The sequence below is a fragment of the Anaeromassilibacillus sp. 1001302B_160321_C8 genome, assembly GCF_015554745.1.
GTDB classification, from domain to species: Bacteria; Bacillota; Clostridia; order Oscillospirales; family Acutalibacteraceae; genus Anaeromassilibacillus; species Anaeromassilibacillus stercoravium.
This window is the reverse complement of the sequence record NZ_JADNJD010000013.1, coordinates 34,694-53,151: the sequence shown is the minus strand read 5'-3', so window position 1 is coordinate 53,151 and position 18,458 is coordinate 34,694. Positions and strand designations below refer to the sequence as shown.

At 55.3% G+C, this 18,458-nt stretch carries 12 protein-coding genes and 1 tRNA gene; 5 read left to right on the top strand and 8 right to left on the bottom strand.

Features of this window, described 5'->3' with window-relative positions; translation table 11 throughout:
- Nucleotides 1-189: 189 nt before the first annotated feature.
- The 4 genes from I2E77_RS09760 to I2E77_RS09745 form a co-directional block, all read right to left on the bottom strand.
- Complete coding sequence (locus I2E77_RS09760) at nucleotides 190-606, bottom strand: winged helix-turn-helix transcriptional regulator (RefSeq protein WP_087235087.1); 417 nt, start codon at nucleotides 604-606, stop codon at nucleotides 190-192.
- Nucleotides 607-666: 60 nt separating this feature from the next.
- Complete coding sequence (locus tag I2E77_RS09755) at nucleotides 667-1,830, bottom strand: MFS transporter (RefSeq protein WP_195451135.1); 1,164 nt, start codon at nucleotides 1,828-1,830, stop codon at nucleotides 667-669.
- 134 nt (nucleotides 1,831-1,964) lie between these two features.
- Nucleotides 1,965-2,597 (bottom strand): epoxyqueuosine reductase QueH, encoded by a 633-nt coding sequence (locus I2E77_RS09750; protein ID WP_195451134.1) that lies wholly within the window; start codon nucleotides 2,595-2,597, stop codon nucleotides 1,965-1,967.
- A complete protein-coding gene (locus I2E77_RS09745; protein WP_087235089.1) occupies nucleotides 2,594-3,322 on the bottom strand; it encodes a metallophosphoesterase in 729 nt (242 codons plus the stop codon). Before I2E77_RS09745 ends, I2E77_RS09750 begins: the two co-directional genes overlap by 4 nt.
- A 149-nt stretch (nucleotides 3,323-3,471) precedes the next feature.
- Here I2E77_RS09745 and I2E77_RS09740 point away from each other — a divergent pair, with 149 nt between their 5' ends.
- From I2E77_RS09740 to I2E77_RS09730, 3 genes are all read left to right on the top strand, one after another.
- Nucleotides 3,472-3,996 carry a hypothetical protein gene (locus I2E77_RS09740; RefSeq protein ID WP_087235090.1) on the top strand — a complete coding sequence of 175 codons (525 nt, stop codon included), beginning with the start codon at nucleotides 3,472-3,474 and terminating at the stop codon, nucleotides 3,994-3,996.
- 323 nt (nucleotides 3,997-4,319) lie between these two features.
- Nucleotides 4,320-5,657: an MATE family efflux transporter gene (locus I2E77_RS09735; RefSeq protein ID WP_195451133.1), complete on the top strand. Its 1,338-nt coding sequence runs from the start codon at nucleotides 4,320-4,322 to the stop codon at nucleotides 5,655-5,657.
- Nucleotides 5,658-5,727: 70 nt separating this feature from the next.
- Nucleotides 5,728-5,985 carry a helix-turn-helix domain-containing protein gene (locus I2E77_RS09730; protein WP_195451132.1) on the top strand — a complete coding sequence of 86 codons (258 nt, stop codon included), beginning with the start codon at nucleotides 5,728-5,730 and terminating at the stop codon, nucleotides 5,983-5,985.
- Nucleotides 5,986-6,185: 200 nt separating this feature from the next.
- Here I2E77_RS09730 and I2E77_RS09725 read toward each other — a convergent pair whose 3' ends face one another.
- A complete protein-coding gene (locus I2E77_RS09725) occupies nucleotides 6,186-13,898 on the bottom strand; it encodes a glycoside hydrolase family 2 TIM barrel-domain containing protein (RefSeq protein WP_195451131.1) in 7,713 nt (2,570 codons plus the stop codon).
- Between the two features lie 187 nt (nucleotides 13,899-14,085).
- Nucleotides 14,086-14,295, bottom strand: coding sequence for a hypothetical protein (locus tag I2E77_RS09720; RefSeq protein WP_195451130.1), 210 nt, complete (start codon nucleotides 14,293-14,295; stop codon nucleotides 14,086-14,088).
- A gap of 146 nt (nucleotides 14,296-14,441) precedes the next feature.
- Here I2E77_RS09720 and I2E77_RS09715 point away from each other — a divergent pair, with 146 nt between their 5' ends.
- Nucleotides 14,442-15,479 carry an IS1595-like element ISSag10 family transposase gene (locus tag I2E77_RS09715; RefSeq protein ID WP_002837184.1) on the top strand — a complete coding sequence of 346 codons (1,038 nt, stop codon included), beginning with the start codon at nucleotides 14,442-14,444 and terminating at the stop codon, nucleotides 15,477-15,479.
- A gap of 23 nt (nucleotides 15,480-15,502) precedes the next feature.
- Nucleotides 15,503-15,997, top strand: coding sequence for a lincosamide nucleotidyltransferase Lnu(C) (lnu(C), locus tag I2E77_RS09710; RefSeq protein ID WP_019543803.1), 495 nt, complete (start codon nucleotides 15,503-15,505; stop codon nucleotides 15,995-15,997).
- 127 nt (nucleotides 15,998-16,124) lie between these two features.
- On the opposite strand, the gene I2E77_RS09705 is transcribed toward lnu(C), so the two are convergent.
- Together I2E77_RS09705 and I2E77_RS09700 are read right to left on the bottom strand one after the other, a co-directional pair.
- Nucleotides 16,125-16,201, bottom strand: a tRNA-Arg gene (locus I2E77_RS09705).
- Nucleotides 16,202-16,301: 100 nt separating this feature from the next.
- Nucleotides 16,302-18,212, bottom strand: coding sequence for a glycoside hydrolase family 13 protein (locus I2E77_RS09700; RefSeq protein ID WP_191441618.1), 1,911 nt, complete (start codon nucleotides 18,210-18,212; stop codon nucleotides 16,302-16,304).
- Nucleotides 18,213-18,458: the final 246 nt, after the last annotated feature.

Below are 18,458 nucleotides of genomic sequence, written 5' to 3'. Positions count from 1 at the left end.
CCCGCGTCCCGACCGGAGGTCAGCCGTAGGCGAGAGAGGCACTGTGTGCCCGCGAAAAGACGCTGTGCGTCCCCTGTAAACAGCAAGGTCCCTGTCCTGAGAAAATTTCCGGGACAGGGACCTTCCTGTTTTCGTATTTTTCTTACGTATATGCCAAGAGGAGCAGTATTGGTACGTTCATTTTCCTAGTTATGAATGGTTGGAAAGTTCCATTTGGCGTTCCCACTCGCACAAAGCGTTCAACGCGGGCAAAAGTGTTTTCCCAGAGGGGGTCAGGCTGTATTCCACCTTTGGGGGAATCTCCTGATACTGCTGCCGGTGCAGCAACCCGTCCGCGCAGAGGTCCTTGAGGCTTTGGCTGAGCATCATATCCGTGATGCCGGATACCGCACTTTTGATCTCCCCATAGCGGTGGCATTTCCCATCCTGTAACGCCCATAAAATCCGGGTTTTCCATTTGCCGCCCGCCACGCGCAGAAAATAGACGAGGGGCGCTTCCGGCGCAGCCAGTTGGACGCTTTCCCCGGCAGACACAACCTCCACGGGCGCGGGGGAGGGGGAAGCCCGCTTTAACCGCTTCTTCTTTTTTTCCTTATCCTTTTTCATACCGCCGCTCCTTTCTATATTCACTCATGAATATAGAGTCAATCTATAAAACCGATGATATCATATTCCCGGATGTTTGGCAAGCACTTTTCCCCGGAAACATAGAAATAGACCGAAAAAACAAAACGCGGCCCCCAGGAAAAGGGCAGGAATCACCGAATGATCGGCCAGGGCGCCAAAGGCCAAATTTGTGCCGGTGGCCGTCAGGTTCATCACAAAGGAATGCACGGACAACGCTGTCGCGCGGTTGGCGACGGAGATATGCCGGTTTTGAATGTCCATACGCAAAGGGATAAATAGGGCGCCCGCCGCGCTCAACGCCATCATCCCGGCAACTGAAAGGATGGGTTGCGCAAAGAGCGCCATGAGGATGCAGGCCATCCCTCCCGTGCCAAACAGCAGGATAGCCGAACGGCGCTCCCCGAGGCGGCCAGCCAAGCGGTGCGATTGCGCGGCCAAAAGGCTCGACAAGGTCACCAGGATGGTGCAAATGCCCATTGCAACGGGCGGGATGCCGCTGCGCAGATATTGGAGTTGATTTAAGAACACCGTGATGGTCTGTTTGCTTTCCGCCAAGAGCGCGGCGCCTAGGAGAAAGAGCAGGAACCGCCGGTCTTGGAAGAGCGTGGCCCAAAATGCGCGCAGTTTGGGCCGGGCGGCGGCAGCTTCCAAGGGGACGGATGGCAAAAACAGGGAGAGCAGAAAGGCCGCCCCGTATGTATAGGCGGAAAACAGCGCCGCCAAGCGGTAGTTCTCCCCGATGAAGAGGGAAAAGGCCATGCAGGCAAGCACCAGCCCCGCGGTGTTCAGCGCTTCCCACAGACCAAAGATGCGGCGGGACTCCCGCTCCGGGCAGTTGTTCCCGCCCATGGAGAGGAAGAGATAGGCGCTGTCACATCCGGATAGGCCGGACAAAACAATGGAGAGCAGCAGCCGTTCCGTGAGAAACCAGCCGAACCCTTCCGCGCGCCAAAAGACGATTTTGGAGATAAAATAGAGAAAATGGCAGATCACCAGCGTGTTGCGGTAGCCGATACGGTCGGCGATCCAGCCCCAGGGGAGCTCCATCGCGAGGCTGGCCGCCAGGGAGATGCTTTCGATCACCGTGATTTGAAAAACGCCCACGCCGTTCGCCTGCCGGTACAGCGTGGCGACCGGCGCATAAAAGACAAGGCCCTGCAAAAATGCGATCGCATAGCAGAGCCGAATGTTTCGTTTCTGCATCGTGAATTTCCTTTCCGTGAAAAATGGCAACACAAATCAAAGCCCGCCGGGCATCATCCTACGGGCCTGTTTTGTCGAAACAGGAAAAGACAAATCAATGCAGAGGATTCATAGAGAAGTCCCTTTCGTCCGTTTTATTTGGCGTCCAGCGCCAGGGCTGCCGCGCGGGAATAGACGCATCCGCAATAGTTCTGGCGGTAAAGGTGGTATTCCCGGCTCAACTCGATGGAGCGCTTGTACCCGTTCCGCTTTTTGAAGTCGGAGAATAGATAGGGGACGCCGTACTCTTTCGCCAGCTCCGCGCCGATGGTATTCAATTTCTCGGCGTTTTTGTAGGGGCTGATGGAAAGGGTTGTGGTAAAATAGTCGCATGCCAGGTCCTTTGCAGCCTGTGCTGCTTCCGTCAGGCGCAGGCGGTAACAGAGGGTGCAGCGGTCTCCCCCCTCGGGTTCCGCTTCGTGGCCCTTTGCCAGGTCGAAAAAGCGCTCGGGTTCGTAATCGCCCAGCGTCAATGTAACGGGGCCCGCAAGCGGCATTTCCTGCAAGAGGCGGCGTACCTCCGCCACGCGCTTTTCGTATTCCTCCTGCGGGGAGATGTTTGGATTATAGTAAAACAGGACGATGGAAAAATAGCGGGAGAGGTATTCCAGCACATAGCTGCTGCAAGGCGCGCAGCAGGCGTGCAGCAACAACTTGGGCCGCAGCGTTTCCTTCTCCAAATGCGCCAAAAGCACATCCAGTTCTTTCTGATAGTTTCGCTTGTTCATATTTTCCACCATCCGTCCTCTTTCGGTTGAAAATCCACCTGGCCTTGCCCCAGGGGGAGAAGGTTTTGGTACACCGCCGTGTGGCGTTCATCCACGTCGAGATCCTTATGCACATGGCCGAAATACCAGCGCTTATAGTGAAGCCGCGCGTCAATCCCCTCTAAAAAACGGTTGAAGGGTTCTTCTCTCGGCCGCTTGCGGAATTGGTTGACGATCTGAAGCGGCGCCGTATGCGTGACGACGTAATCTACCGCAAACTGTGCGTCCATCAGGGTGCGCATCGCCTCCCCGTATTCGACCGCATTCGGCATTTCCTCCGGCCACCAGGAGACGCCCTCGGTCCGGAATTCCACATCCCCGGAGGCGCCGCCGCCCATGGTGAAGATTTTGCAGCCATCCAGCGTGAAAAGCTGGCCGCGCATCAGGTGGATGACGTGGTCCGTCACGCGGTGTACCTTGCCGCCGTTCCACAGCTCCACCGGATATTGGTTCAACAGGCTGAAATTCTCGTGGTTGCCATCGACAAACAGCGTGGTGAACCGTTTGCGTTTGAACCAGCGGAGCCAGAAGTCGTCCGAACCGCCTGGCCCGGTCCACACGCCGCCGAAGTCGCCGCAGATCAGCACATAATCGTTTTTGGTCAGCTTTTTCTGTTCGGGGAACGCCTTGGTCGTCAGTTTTGTCACGTCATAAGGAATATGCGTGTCGCCTGTGATATAGATCATGCGGTATCCCCCCTTTTGCATCTATTGTAACAAGCCGGTTTGGAAAAAGCAAATCCGGGGTGAAAAATCTGCCCCTTTTCTTGCATCGCCTATCCGGTTATGCTAAAATGGAATCAACGAAACCGGATGTACGCAGGAGGGGAACTGGTATGTTGGAGGAGAAGGACATCCAAGCGATTGCGCAGCTCATCTTGGCGAGTGAAGAGCGTTTGCGTGGAGAAATTGGCCAAGTCGAAGAGCGTTTGCGCGTGGAATTTCATTCGAAATTGGAAACCGAGATTCATGCCAGTGAAGAGCGGACGCGCACCGGAATACAGGAAGAAATTCGTGCCAGCGAAGACCGTTTGCGTGGGGAAATGGGCCAGGTAGAAGACCGTTTGCGCACGGAATTCCAATCGAAGCTGGAAACGGAGATCCGCGCGAGCGAGGAACGCCTGCGCACAGAATTCCATTCACAGCTGAAAGAGGAAATCCACGCCAGCGAAACCCGCACCCATGCCTACATAGAGAGCGGCGTGATGAAGCCGATCCGCCTGTTGGCCGAAGGCCATGCCCAGATTTTGGAACGTCTGCCGGAGGCGGACGAATTGGATTCCCTGCGCGGACGTGTGCGCAATTTGGAGCGAATCGTCACAGAGCAGGGCCGCGAGATCGACGCCCTGAAGCGCGCATAAGCCCTTCCTAGCGCGGGAAAAGCTCCCGTTTTACATTCCTTCCCAATCCTTCATGTGATATCCATCCTGTTGAAAAACGATACCTGTGCCGGAGAACGTGTTCTCCGGCTTTTTTATGAAAGCGCAAGCTTTTGTATGGTAAGTCGCCTGCGGAACTATAGGGCTATTTTTCGGCATTATACTATTAATAATCAAATGATTTTGGGCGCGCGTTGTTTGGACGCGGGCCCACTTTTGACCTCAAAAGGGGAAGATCGCCGCCTGGCGGCGGAAAGGGGAGAATCCACACGAAAGACGCACAGAACGATTTTACCAAGGGAAGCATGGCTGGGAATATCATGAATATGGCCATGCCGATGATGCTGGCGCAGCTCATCAACCTGCTGTACAGCGTGGTGGACCGCGTCTATATCGGGCGCATTCCGGACGTGGGCACGTTGGCGCTGACGGGCCTGGGCGTGACCTTTCCCATCATCAATATTTTGAACGCCTTTGCGAACCTCTTTGGAATGGGCGGCGCGCCGCTCTGTTCCATTGCACGCGGGCGCGGGGAAAAGGAAGAGGCCGGGCGCATCATGCAGTGTTCCTATACGCTGCTGCTCATCAGCGGGGTGGTGCTGACCGCCCTCGGCTATCTCTTTTTAAAGCCGCTTTTGTATCTGTTCGGTGCGAGCGACGCGACTTATCCCTACGCGCGGGACTACATGCTGATCTATCTGGCCGGTACCCTCTTTGTAATGGTCAGCCTGGGGATGAACAATTTCATCAATTCGCAGGGCTTCGGGCGCGTCGGCATGCTCAGCGTGTTGAGCGGTGCCGTGGCGAATTTGGTGCTCGACCCAATCTTTATCTTTGCCTTTGGGATGGGCGTCCGCGGCGCGGCGATTGCGACGGTGCTCTCGCAGGGGTTGTCCGCGGGATGGGTGCTCTGTTTTTTGAGCGGGAAAAAGGCGATCCTGCGCCTGAAACCAGCGAAGTTCTTTTTGCAGGGCGGCATGACCAAACAGATCACAGCCATGGGCTTTTCGGGTTTTACGATGTCGGCCACCAACAGCGCTGTGCAGATCCTCTGCAACGCGCAGATGCAGGCCTACGGCGGTGACCTCTATGTGGGTGTTATGACCATCCTCAACTCGGTGCGCGACATCCTCACCATGCCGGTCAACGGGCTGACCAGCGGGGCGCAGCCGGTGCTGGGCTTTAACTACGGCGCGCAGGCATACCGGCGGGTGAAAAAGGGCATTGTGTTCATGACACTGAGCTGCATGGCGTATACGCTGGTGGCGTGGCTGTTGGTGTTCCTGTTCCCGCAGTTCTTTATACAGATCTTTAATACCGACGATACCGCCCTGTTGCAGGCGAGCATTCCGGCGCTGCACATGTATTTCTTCGGGTTCTTCATGATGACCTTCCAATTTGCCGGGCAATCCACGTTTGTGGCGCTGGGCAAGGCAAAACATGCGATCTTTTTCTCGATCTTCCGCAAGGTGATTATCGTCATCCCGCTGACCATCCTGCTGCCGGGCCTGTTCCAGATGGGCGTGAACGGCGTCTTCTGGGCGGAACCGATTTCCAATTTTGTGGGCGGCGCGGCAAGCTTTATCACCATGCTGTGTACGGTATGGCCCGCATTGAAAGAAGAAAAAGTGCTTACACATTAGGTCAAAATCCCCCTGACACGCCTTTAAAATCCTGTTATGATGAAAACAAGGATTTTAAGGGGGAAGAAACATGAAGGACAAAGTAACACGCGATTTGCTTCGAATGTGCCAGAATTTCCGGCGGCTTCGACGGGAAAGGGGAATCTCCCTTGAAGAGCTTTCGAAAAATACGTTGGTAGAGGAGTCCCTTTTACAGTGTTTAGAGGCGGATGACGTCCCCGATGCGTTTGATGTGGAGCAGTTTTGCCGGATGTGTGAATATTTCCAAATCCGGCCCTCGGAAGCCTTTCAGGAGCCGAAGGAAGCAAAAAGTGATCGGAATGGATAATGATTGCTTGGGAATCCATGGCCGGCATGGATAGAAATGAATCGGAACGAAGTTTCTTACAAAAGAGAGAGCTCCCGCTCTGGAGAAATCCAGAGCGGGAGCTCTCTTGTTTACAGGGAAGAGTCTTCCCCTTTTCTGCTATTTCCGATTAGCCAATGGTTACCGTGCAATGGACGCGTAGCGTCCGTCTACGAAAGCTCTTACGCAATCGTCACGGTGCAATGCTTCACAGCGTTCTGGCCCGGCAGGGTCGTATAAACGCCCGTGCTCTGGCCCGGCGTGCCGGTCGCCCAAACCCTGTAATAATAATCGTTGCCGATCTGGGTCAGGAACTGCGTCTTGAGCACGCTGCCATTGCCAACCGTAAAGCTCGGCGCCATGCCGTTGCCATTGACGACAGTCATCTTAAAGCAATATGCCTGGCCGTGCAGCAGGGTGAAGTCCACGGTCGTGTCGCTGCGCACGCTCGCCGGTGTAGCGACGTTCTGTGCAGCTGTCACGACGGAGACGCCCGCCGCGCCGTATGCGTTGGACGCATTCGCCGAGGTGGAACCGGTGGAACCCTTCTGCGGCTGCTGGTTTTCGGCCTTCACAAGACCGTCCCGTGCCGTCTGCACCGCGTTGTAGGCGGAGGCAAGCTCTTCCTTGCTCGCGTTGGCGTCTGCAACGACCGCCTTTGCGACGCGCAGGGCTGCTTGCAGGCTTGCCGCGCTCCGGTCGGTGTATTCGTCCAGGTCGATCTGCTCTGTCTCGTCGATGAGCTTTTGCAGCTCTTCGCGGGACGGGATCTTCCGCAGGGCGGCCATTGCGCGGTTCAGGGTTTCCGCCGCCTCGTCAACCTCTGCCTGCGTAGCGTCCAGGTTTTCCAGGACGTCCTTGGCCGCATCGAGGGCCTCCAGGAACGCATCCTGTCCATCCTCCAAATAGTCGGCCAGGTCGATGCTTTCCGCCTGGTTTACGACGGCCTGTAATTTGCTGGTATCCGCCACGAGGTCCAAATTGGTCAGGGCATCATAGAGGGCATCATATGCCTCTTCTACGTCCGCCTGGAGAGGCTCTTCGTCCGCAAGCACTTCCTGCGCCGCGTCCATTGCCTCTTGGAGCACGGACCAGCTGGAGGGGGTGTAGCCCGCTTCGTCGAGCATGCCTGCAATAGCGAGCAGCTCTTCCAGCTCGGTGGTGTCGCCCTCTGCAAAGCCCAGCAGATGGATGGCGTCGAGCAGGTCGCTCCATGCGCCGTTGATCGCGTCCTGCGTGGCCGCATGGTCCGCTTCAACGTCCTTCGCCGCCTGCAAAGCATTGTCAAAGATCTTTTGTACCGTCGGGATGGCTGCGTTGTATTCGTCGCCGCCGGCCAAGCCCTCTGCCGTTGCGATCACATTGCGGAGGATCTGCTTGTCCACGACGGTGAAGGTGAATTCCAGCGTCTGCGCCGCAGCCGCCATGCTGCCCTCATAGGTAAAGGTCGTGGTGTTGGTTTCTTCGTCGTAAACGATCTGATCGCTGCAATCCTCGCCGTTGGCCAGGACTGCGGAGAACTCCCTGCCGTCCACTCTGGGGGTAAAGACGAGCGTGTATGCGTCACCCGCCTTCAGGGAGGAGGTGTACTTGCCAATCAGGTTTGCGATGGCATTGTCTTCACCGTTGACGGAAATTTCCGCATTCGTGGTGAAGTTCACGGTGAATCCATATTCCTGGCCGGGGTCCGTGGACTCGCCAACCGTCACCGTGCATTGTGCCTGCGCGCCGAAGCCGGCTGCATAGCCGTAGACGGTGAAACTGCCTTCCTGCTGGTAGGCATCCTCAGGGATGGTATCCCAAACGATCGGAAGCGTCCCCTGCGTCCCGTCCACATAGGTGACGGAAACGGCCTCCGGAAGGACCGGTGCAACGCCTACCGTAGTCTCTGCGGTGCTGGATGCGATGGCGGAGACCAGGTTGATCTCGCTGTACACATACAGGCGGCAGACCGCCGGACGGTCGGTGCCTTCCACGGTGCCGGTGAGGACGTGCTGGCCCAAAACGCTGGAAGCGCCGCTGAGGTCGCCCCAGGTGACGTTCCGGACTTCCTGCGCGCCGTTCGCCATGGTGACGGTCACCTGCTGCGGCAGGGAAACCGTTCCCTCGTACGGCACGGAAGCGCTGACTTCTTCCACAGTGGAAACGGTGTTGGACTTGCTGACTTCCACCGTGCAGATTGCCTTGATGGAGGTACCTTCGACCGTGCCTTCAATTGTGAAGGAACCCTCCTGCGCATAGTCGCTTGCGTCGATGTCCGCCCACTTCAGGCCGATCATGCCGCTGGTGTTGTCCGAATAGGAGACCCGGACCTCCTCCGGCAGGTTCGGCGCCTGGCCGACGAGCGTTGCAACCGCCGTTTCTTCGACGGCCACGATGGTCGGCTCTTCTGCATAGACGCTGACCGGGATGGAGAGATACTGGGATTCAAAGCCCTCTTTGGTGAGGGAAACCAGCATCTCGGAATGTCCGGCCTGCTCGCCGGTGATCTGGTTGTTCTGAATGGAGAGCGCGCCGTCCGTGGACGCTACGCCATAGGCGATGGATACATCCGCGGGGTCGGTCTCGAGGTTCAGCGTATAGGTGGAACCCTCTTTGAGCTGAATCTGCTCCGGAATGCCGGTGACTTCGATCTGCTCAAAGTCGCCCTCGCCCCTCGGCAGGAAGCGGGCGTTTGCCCAGTCGCTGTGGTCGTGCGCGTTGGTTCCCATGGAATCGACGACCAGCTTGAGCTCCTTCGCGCCGATGATGTTCAGGCGGACGTGTTCCGCCTCGGTATCCTGGGTCATGACCGGGGAGGTGTAGACCTGCTCGTTGTCCACCCAGATCTCAAACCGGGCTTCGCCGCGGGATTCGGAACCGTCGCTGGCGATGCTGCCCAGCCAGTCGAGGCCGAGATACGTCTCAAAGATGTCGTAGCCGAGGCCCTCGATGTCATAGACGATTTCGGAGGAAGCATGGACGCCCAGGCCGCTGTTGAACTGCGTGCGTTCGCCGTTGACCGTCAGCTCCATCGGGCCGCCTTCGAGGTTGGTGCCGAAGCAAATGTCTTCCCAGCCCGTGGTGGCGGACTTCCATGCCACGTCCTCCAGCGGGATTTCATCCATCTGGGTGAAGTGGATGGTATACACCTGCGGGTTGCCGTCCAGGTCGTCGATGCGGATCTCCGCCGTGTCGTCAAAGGACGTGGGCTGTTTCACTTCGGCCTGGATGGAGGAATGCGCGGTGACCGCTTCCACATGTGGGAGCTCCGTGCGGGCGCTCAGATAGGGGATGGTATACTCGTGCTTGTCCAGCGAGAAATCAGGCAGGGCGCGTCCGTCGACCTCGATGCCGGTGAGCGTCTGGGTGATGATCGCCGTCTGTGCCAGATTCATCTTTTGTTCAACGGTATTTGTCTCGCTGGTGATCGGACGCATGCGGTAGGTAAAGGAATACTCCCGGTTGGAGTGGACCTTATATTTTTCCAGCATGGAGGGGCCGCAGCTTCCATTGCCAACGCCGGTCTGCATGTAGTCCAGCGTGAGATAGACCTGATCGTCGCGGGTCAGCTGGTACGGATGCCCCTTGCTGTTGAGTTCGGAGGCGGAATAGTGCAGCGCGCCGAACTCCATCGGGGTATCGGCGGAGAACAGGATGCCGTCGCCCGCTTCGTCCGTCAGGGAGACCCAGCGGACGTCCGTGCGGTTGCCGTTCTCCTGCGGCTTGAGGTACGGCACAAACATGCCGTCCACGGTGTTGTCATACACGCCGATCGGGGAACCGGTCTTGCGGTCCACATAGTTTTCTTCCGGCCCTCTGCCGTAGTAGGTGATGTTCTCATAGCCTGCGGGCAATTCCATCTTCATACCCACGCGGCCCAGCATTTCGGACGCCTTGGAGTCGAATTCGCTGTTGACCACGATGTCGCCCGAGGGGTACACGGTGTAGGTGATGACATTGGTGGAATTGTTCAGGGTGGAATAGGAGAGCGGCACGGTGATGACGATCTTATGCTCGTCCTTCTCCACTGTTACCTCGCCGACGGTGGTTGCCGGGTCGCGGTACTTGGTGTTGATGGTGCCGTTGTCGATCCTTGCGCGCCAGTAGTTCGGCTCCGGCGCATTGTGGATCAGTTCCTTGCCGTTGTTCTTAAAGGAGGTCAGCTCGCCCTTGGCGGTGTCGAAGGTGACCTCAAAGCCCTCGCCCTTGGCCGTCAGCGTGTCGCCGCTTTCGGTGACCTCGGTGAACGTCGCGGAGGTGTCCAGTATGAGGCCGGGCTCGTTTGCGTCAAAGCTCAGTTCGAACTGCTCGAACGCCATGGTGGTTCCCTTGTCCGCCCAGAGGGTATCCTCTTTCAGGCGGAACTCGATGTTGAGCAGGAATTCGCTGCCTTCGCGCACGGTTTCGGGCGTGTGATAGCCGATGGTCACCACTTTGGTCTCGCCGCCCGGGATGTCGAGCTGCTCGTCCGTCAGAACGCCGGACTGGATGACCTCATTGTTGTTGTACAGTGTCCAAACGCCCTCGTACTCGTTCAAATTGGTGAAGTCGAGGAGGTTTTCGATCTGGATCTCGCCGGTTTCGAGGTCTTTCGCCGTGAGCTTGACGCCCTGATAGGCCTTTTTGACCTCCTGATAGGCGGGATGCAGGGAGCGGTCGGGGAATACAACGCCGTTTCCGCAGAAGTTGCCGTCGTTGGTGTTGTCGCCCCAGTCGCCGCCGTAGCCGAAATACCACTGCTGGTTTTCGCCGGTATCGATCTCCTTGACAGAATCAAAGTCCATCCAGAGGACGACGCCGTCGTCTTCCGGCGTGCGGTTTTCGTTGTTGATCTCTTCGAGCGAGAGCGCACGGTCATAGATGCGCACATTGTCGATCTTTCCCTGGAATTCGCGGCCGGTACGCTCCGTATCGGTGCCGATGGCGACCGCGTAATCGTTGGAGGTGACCGTCTTCTGGGTGACCTCTTTGCTGGCGCAGAGCTCGCCGTCGATGTAGATGTTGATGGTGCCCGCGTCTGCGTCAAATGTAGAGACGACCTGATGCCAGTTCTCGAACCAGTCGTCCGGGACGGTCGCTTCAAGGCTGATCCAGGTGGCGCTGGTGCTGCCGGTCGCGTTTGCGTCGTAGATGAAGAATTCCACCACGCTCTTGCCGGTCGATGTGTTGCCGATGTACTTCATCGCATACTGGCTGTTGCCCTTTGTGACGATGGCGCCGTTGGTGCTGCCGGAGACCTTGTCCGGATAGACAAGCGCTTCCAGGGTCAGGCTGCCGGTCAGGTCGAGAGCCTCGCTCACGGGCAAGGTTGCGGTGCCTTCCAAAGCGGTGCCGTTGCCAATGCCGCCGCGGGCTTCCAACGTGCCTTCATAGGCGGCGTTCAGCCCCAAGGGCCCGTTGTCAACCAGCTTGTTTTCGGTATCCACTGCGCCGAAATCACACCAGAACAGGACGGATTCGTCGTTGGAAGGAACGCTCGCATCCGCGACCTCCTGCGCCGTCAGTGCGCGGTCATAAATGCGCACTTCGTCGATCAGGCCGGTGAATTCACGGCCGGGGCGCTCCAGGTTTTCACCCACCGTGACGGCATAGGTGTTGGTATTGCGCACATTCTTGCCGCCGGTGGATACGGATTTCAGTTCCACGCCGTCCATATAGATCTTCAAGGCGCCGTCCTCTGCGCTGAAGACGCCGGTGATCCGGTGCCAGTTGTCCAGCCAGTCCGCAGGTGCGGCGACCGTCGCAGAGACCCAGGAATTGCCGCTCTTGTAGCAGAATTCCAGGTTGCCCTTGGTGTATTGCAGCGTAAGCTGCTCGTTGCCCTTGGCAACGATGGTGTCGTAGCCTTCCGTATTTTTGCCTGTCTGACAGACAAGCGCTTCCACGGAGAAGCTGCCGGTTGTGTCGAAGGCCGGGTCGGCGGGCAGCTCTGCGGTGCCCTTGAGCGCGTTGTCCGCGTCCTTGCCTGCAACCAGGGAGCCGGTGAATTCGGCCTGGAATTGGTTGTGGCTGCTGTCGGTCAGGACGTTCTTCTTATCGCCGCCCAGATCGACGCGGATGGACTGGTCTACCCAGTCCCAAATGCAGCCGCCAATCAGCTTGTCGTATTTTTCAAAGACATCCACGTACTCTTGGAGGTTGCCGGTGCTGTTGCCCATGGAGTGCGCATATTCGTGTGCAAGATAGGGCTTGGGGTTGCTGTCTGTCCCAATGGCCGGCAGGCTGATACGCCCGGAGAAGGAGCCGTCTGCGGATGGATAGGTGGAGGAACGGGTGTCCGAATAGGTGGCATTTCCGTCTCCTCTGGAATTGAAGTAGTGGACCGGGCGCGTATTGTCGCGCGCCTTGGTCCAATCGTACAGGATCTGGAACACGGAACCTGCGCCGGACTCATTGCCCATGGACCACATGATGACGCTGGGATGGTTCTTGTCGCGCTCGACCATGCTCTTCATGCGATCAAGGTGGACGTCGCCCCATTTTTCCGCGTCGTCGCCGGGAATCTTGTGCAGTGCGCCATGCGCCTCGATGTTGGCCTCGTCGATGACATACATGCCGTATTCGTCGCAGAGCTCATACCAATAGGTATTGTTCGGATAGTGCGCCGTGCGGACGGTGTTGACATTGGCCTGCTTCATCAGGATGATGTCCTGCTCCATCAGTTCGCGGCTGACGGTGCGGCCCGTGTCCGGCGAAGTTTCGTGGCGGTTAAAGCCCTTCATGATGACATTTTTGCCGTTGACAAACAGTCCGGTGTTGTCGCGCAGCTCCACTTCGCGGAAGCCGATCCGGGAGCTGGCAAATTCCACGCTGGCGCCTGTTTCGTCGCAGAGTTCCAGAACCAGTGTGTACAGGTTCGGTTTTTCGGCACTCCAAAGCTTGGGCGAAAGGATGGTCTGCTCATAGTCCATGGTGCAGACCGCATGCCCCTTCTCATCGACGTCGCTGCCGAACGTTACCGGGAATTCCTGCTCCACGATGGCATTCTGCTGGCCGTCCAGCAGGCGGGCGTGGACCGTATATCCCTCCGGCGCATCCTGCGTCAGCTGGCGCGCCTTGATGGAAAGCTCGAACTGCGCATTTTCATAGGCGTCGTCGAGGTCGGTGACCACCTCATAGTCGAAGATTTCGACTTCGTCTTTGGAATAGAGGTATACGTCGCGGAAAATGCCGCTCAAACGGATGAAGTCCTGGTCCTCCATGTAACTGCCGTCCGACCAGCGGTACACCTGGACGGAGACGGAGTTTTCACCCTCATGGAGATAGGGGGTGATGTTAAAGTCCGCCGGGGTGTAGCTGTCTTCGCTGTAGCCCACCTGCTGGCCGTTGATCCAGAGGTAGAATGCGGATTCCACGCCCTGGAACGAGATGAAGATCTGGCGTCCGCCTTCCAGCATCTCGGGCTTCACGGTGAAGCTCCGGCGGTAGGAACCGACCGGGTTGTACGTGGTTGGAGCGGTGGCGTTGGTGGTATCGGCCGAACCGCCGCCGTTCATCGTCCACGGGTAAGTCGAGTTGGAGTAAATCGGCTTATCATACCCCTGGGTTTGCCAGTTGCCGGGGACCTGGATGGTATCCCAGCCGCTGACGTCGTAGTCCTCTTTGAAAAATTCCGTGTTGCGGTCCGCTGGTTTGTCCGCATACTGGAATGCCCAGTCCCCGTTCAAGAGCTGGTAGTACGCGGAGTCCTCTTCGGACCGTGCGAGCGCTTTTTCTTCCGTATCGTACGGGACAAATGCGGTGTGGGCAGGTTCGCGGTTCACTTGATACTGCGTGGGCTGCCCAGTCCATTCGCTGCCTGTCCATTGGACGCCCGGTTCCGCGGTTACAGCCATGGAAACCACATTCCCAAGGCCCGTCCCGCTGAACAGCATGGTGAGCGCCAACAGCCAAGCAATCCTTCGCTGTTTCATACGCTTTCTCCTTTTCTTTTCAATCTCTCCCAAAAGAATTTAGGCCATGCAAATTTATCCCATCACCTCCGTTTTGATCGTATTGCCTAATACTTTTTAACTTTATCACGGCTTTCTTTCTGTATTTTTCTGGATTGATTATAATGGTTTTATCCAGTTAATATTTTTTACAGTTCAAATAGATCTTCTAACAGATGAAACCAATTTTTGAAAGAAAATCCAGAAGTTTTCCAGAAAATAAAGCATATCTATCAGGGTGTATTTGTATTCCTCCCAAGGATACACGACCCTTCGGGCGAAGTGCGATTGGAGGATGAGCAGTGAGAGAAAAAGAAAAAGTCAACTCAGCGACAAGCACTAAGTTGACTTTTGTGGCGCGCCCTGCGTTTCTTCCCAAGAACACGAGCCCCCTAGGGCGAAGTGCGATTGGAGGATGAGCAGTGAAAGAAAAAGAAGGCTCTGTCACAACAAATGGTTGATTTTTGACGAGAAATAGCGTATAATAATAGTAAGAAACAGTACCACCGAAGGAGGTAATTGGATATGCCTACTATCAAAGACGCATTAGATATTATCGGTAAGTTGACTGTCGCAGAGCAGGAAAGCCTTAAAACAATGCTTTTAAGTCCTGCCTTTGTAAAGTCTTTGAATATTGAAGATTTCGTAGCAAAGGAACGCTTTGCAAATGGTCGTGTATGCCCTCTTTGTGGCTGTATCCATGTGGTTCGCAATGGTCATCGTAAAGATGGCACACAGCGATATGTATGTAAGGATTGTGGCAAGTCCTTCGTGATTGCTACGAACTCCATTGTGTCTGGTACAAGAAAAGACTTGTCCGTGTGGGAGCAGTACATTGATTGTATGATGAATGGCTTATCCATTCGTAAGACTGCTGTTGCTTGTGGGATTCACAGAAACACCGCATTCCTTTGGAGACACAAGATTTTGGATGCACTTCAGAATATGGCAGACGATGTTACCCTTGACGGCATTATTGAGGCTGACGAAACTTTTTTCGCCATCTCGTACAAGGGCAATCATAGCAAGAGTAAGACATTTGCTATGCCACGCAAGGCTCATAAGCGTGGTCATTCTACACATATCAGAGGCTTGTCCCAAGAAAAGGTATGTGTTCCTTGTGCGGTTAATAGGAATGGCTTGTCTATCTCCAAGATTACGAATACTGGTAGAGTTTCTACAAGAGATTTACATCATATTTATGATGGTAGGATTAAGACCAATTCCACTCTTGTTACGGACAAGATGAACTCCTATGTGAGATTTACAAATGCCAATGGCATTGACCTTGTGCAGTTAAAGACTGGCAAAGCCAAGAAAGGCATTTATAATATCCAACATATCAATAGCTACCATAGCCAGCTAAAGAGGTTTATGCGTGGCTTTAACGGTGTTTCTACCAAGTATCTGAACAACTATCTTGTGTGGAATAACCTTGTAAATTACGCCAAAGAAAGCGACATGGAGAAAAGGAACATCTTCTTAACTTTTGTTTTGGCAACATTGAAAACTGCTAAATGCAGAGATTTATCAAACAGACCAGCAGTTCCTCTGGTCGCCTAATTAGAATTTGTGGAGATGATAAGATGGTCAATATAACAGATGTAAAACAGATTCTTCAATTTGCAATAGATGCGGAGATTAAAGTCTTTCTTGATGGTGGCTGGGGTGTAGATGCTCTTCTTGGATATCAGTCAAGAGCCCATAATGATATTGACATTTTTGTAGAAAAGAACGATTATCAGAACTTTATAGAAATAATGAAAGCTAATGGCTTTTATGAGATTAAGATGGAATATACAACATTGAACCATACTGTATGGGAAGATTTGAAAAACAGAATTATTGATTTGCATTGTTTTGAATATACGGACGAAGGTGAAATTCTTTATGATGGGGATTGTTTTCCGGTAGAAACTTTTTCGGGTAAAGGAAGAATTGAGGAAATAGAGGTTTCCTGTATTGAACCATATAGTCAAGTAATGTTCCATCTGGGATACGAGTTTGATGAAAATGATGCACATGATGTGAAGTTATTGTGTGAGACACTTCATATCGAAATTCCAAATGAGTATAGATAACTGCAAATAACAGTTTGTAGGGGAGTTCTGATACTCCCCTATAAAAATGGCTATTTATCAACTGTTTGTTGTGACATAGCCAAAAAGAAAAAGTCAACTCAGCGACAAGCACTAAGTTGACTTTTTGTGGCGCGCCCGAAGGGACTCGAACCCCTGACCTTCTGATTCGTAGTCAGACACTCTATCCAGCTGAGCTACGAGCGCATAGACAGCTTACTTAAAGCTGCCATAGTATAATAGCATGTTTGTCCGAAAAATACAAGGGGTTTTTCAAAAAATATTCCATAATTTGCAGGAAATTCTTTTATTGCAGGTCCTTCGGACCGGGTGCGGGCTGTGCCGGTTTCTCTTTTGGCGCCGGATAGGACCATTTCAAGACAACGCAATCGAGCGGCGGGAGGAAAAGCGCGCTGCGCTCGTCGGGAAGCTTCCCAATCAACGCTTCTGCGTCGTGCCACTCCGGGGGCAGATAGATGCAGTGGTCCTGTTCCCCCGCGTTGATCGCCACCAGGAGACGCTGTTCGCCGTCGTCGCGGATATAGGCCATGCAGTGATCCCCTGCCATCAAGGGATAGATAATGCCCTCGTTTAGGCACGGGCAGGATTTGCGGAGTCTTGCAAGGCGGCGGTACCATTCAACCAGCCCTTCGTTCTCGTGGCCCCAGGGGTAGCAGCCGCGGTTAAACGGGTCGCGGTACCCTTCCAGGCCCGCCTCGTCCCCGTAATAGATACAGGGGACCCCCGGCAGGGTGTATTGCATCAACGCCGCCAGACGCATGAGACGAAGGCCCTTTTGCCTGCGCTCGCGCGAAAGATGCGTGCTGCTCTGCCAGTCGCGGCCGTGATTGCCCATGGGTTCCCCCGCAAGGACCGTGATGGCGCGTTCGGTGTCGTGCGTACCGATGTGGTTCATCAGAAGGCGCAACACCTGCGGCGGATAGTTCTCCACAATATTCATGATGATCTCCATCATATTGGCCGCGTCCGCGCCGGTTAAGAATCCCAAGATGGCGTTGCGGAACGGGTAGTTCATCACGCTGTCGAGCTGATGTCCCTGGAAATATTTGCGGCGCTGCCCATAGGCTTCTTTGTTGGAGGCATCCTCCCAGACTTCGCCCAAAATAACCGCGTCGGGCTTTTCCGCTTTTGCCGCATCGCGCAGGTTTTCCAGGAATTCGTCCGGCAATTCGTCGGCAACATCCAGGCGCCAGCCGTCCGCGCCCAGCGCCAGCCATTTGCGGATGATCCCATGGGTGCCATTGATGTAGTCATTGTAGGAGGGGGCGCATTCATTGACGTCCGGCAGGGTGTCGAAATTCCACCAGCAGTCGTATTGGTTGGGCCATGGATGGAAGTTGTACCAGGAGGAGTAGGGCGACTGCTGGGAATTATATGCGCCTTCCACCGGGTAGCGCTTTTCGCGGTTGAAATAGATGCTGTCGCTGCCCGTGTGGTTGAAGACGCCGTCCACGATCACATGCATCCCGCGCTTTTTTGCTGCGGCGCACAGATGCTGGAAGTCGGCCTCCGTGCCGAGCAAGGGGTCGATTTTGGAGTAATCCGCCGTATTGTACCGGTGGTTGGAGTGCGCTTCAAAGATGGGGTTCAGGTAGATGCAGGTCACGCCGAGGGACTCCAAATAGGGGAGCTTTTCTTCGATGCCCTTCAGGTCCCCGCCAAAGTAGTCCGAATTGGTGATGATCCCCCGCTCATCCGGCTTCCAATCGGGCTGTTCCCCCCAATGTTCATGCAATTTACGATCCTGGGGGACATTGGCCTTGGGCGTCCCGGAATTGTAAAAACGGTCCGGGAAGATCTGGTACATAATCCCGCCGGTCATCCAGTGGGGCGTGTCAAAGCTGGGGTCGTAGACGGTGAGCTGCCACGGCCCATTGTGCGCTTCGGTCGAGCCTTCCCCGCCAAAGCCCTTCTTCAATTCCAACGTACCCCGCCATGTATCGATATAAAACCGGTAGAAATAGAGGCCGGGCGCTTTGGGCGTAAAGTGGCATTCCCACCATTCGTGGTTTTCTCCATCCATCCCGCACCAAAACATGCCGAAATTCTCCGTTTGCCCCCAGTTGTCGTCCTGCACCACCAGCCTGGCGGCGGAACATTTCAGGTCGCGCGAGACGTTGATGCGGAAATGGACCGGCGACTTTGCGGGTACTGCGCCCGTTGGGTTCCGGTAAGCCGGGTTGCGTGAATTGAACATGGTGTTTCCCCTCTTTTATGACGAAATATAAGACGTTGATCGATTGGCGCCTTTTTCTATAATTATAAGGAAGCAAGGCCAAGGATAGGCGCTATACAAACCGGGCCCGCCATGGAACAGGAACTGTTCCATTCCAAAAGCTGCACGCAGCTTTTGTGCCGGACGCCCTGCGGCGCCCGGCGGCGGGCCCGGGAAAACGGTTCTGCACAAAAGGACAGGAAGATCGAACCGGGAGTGAATTGCACA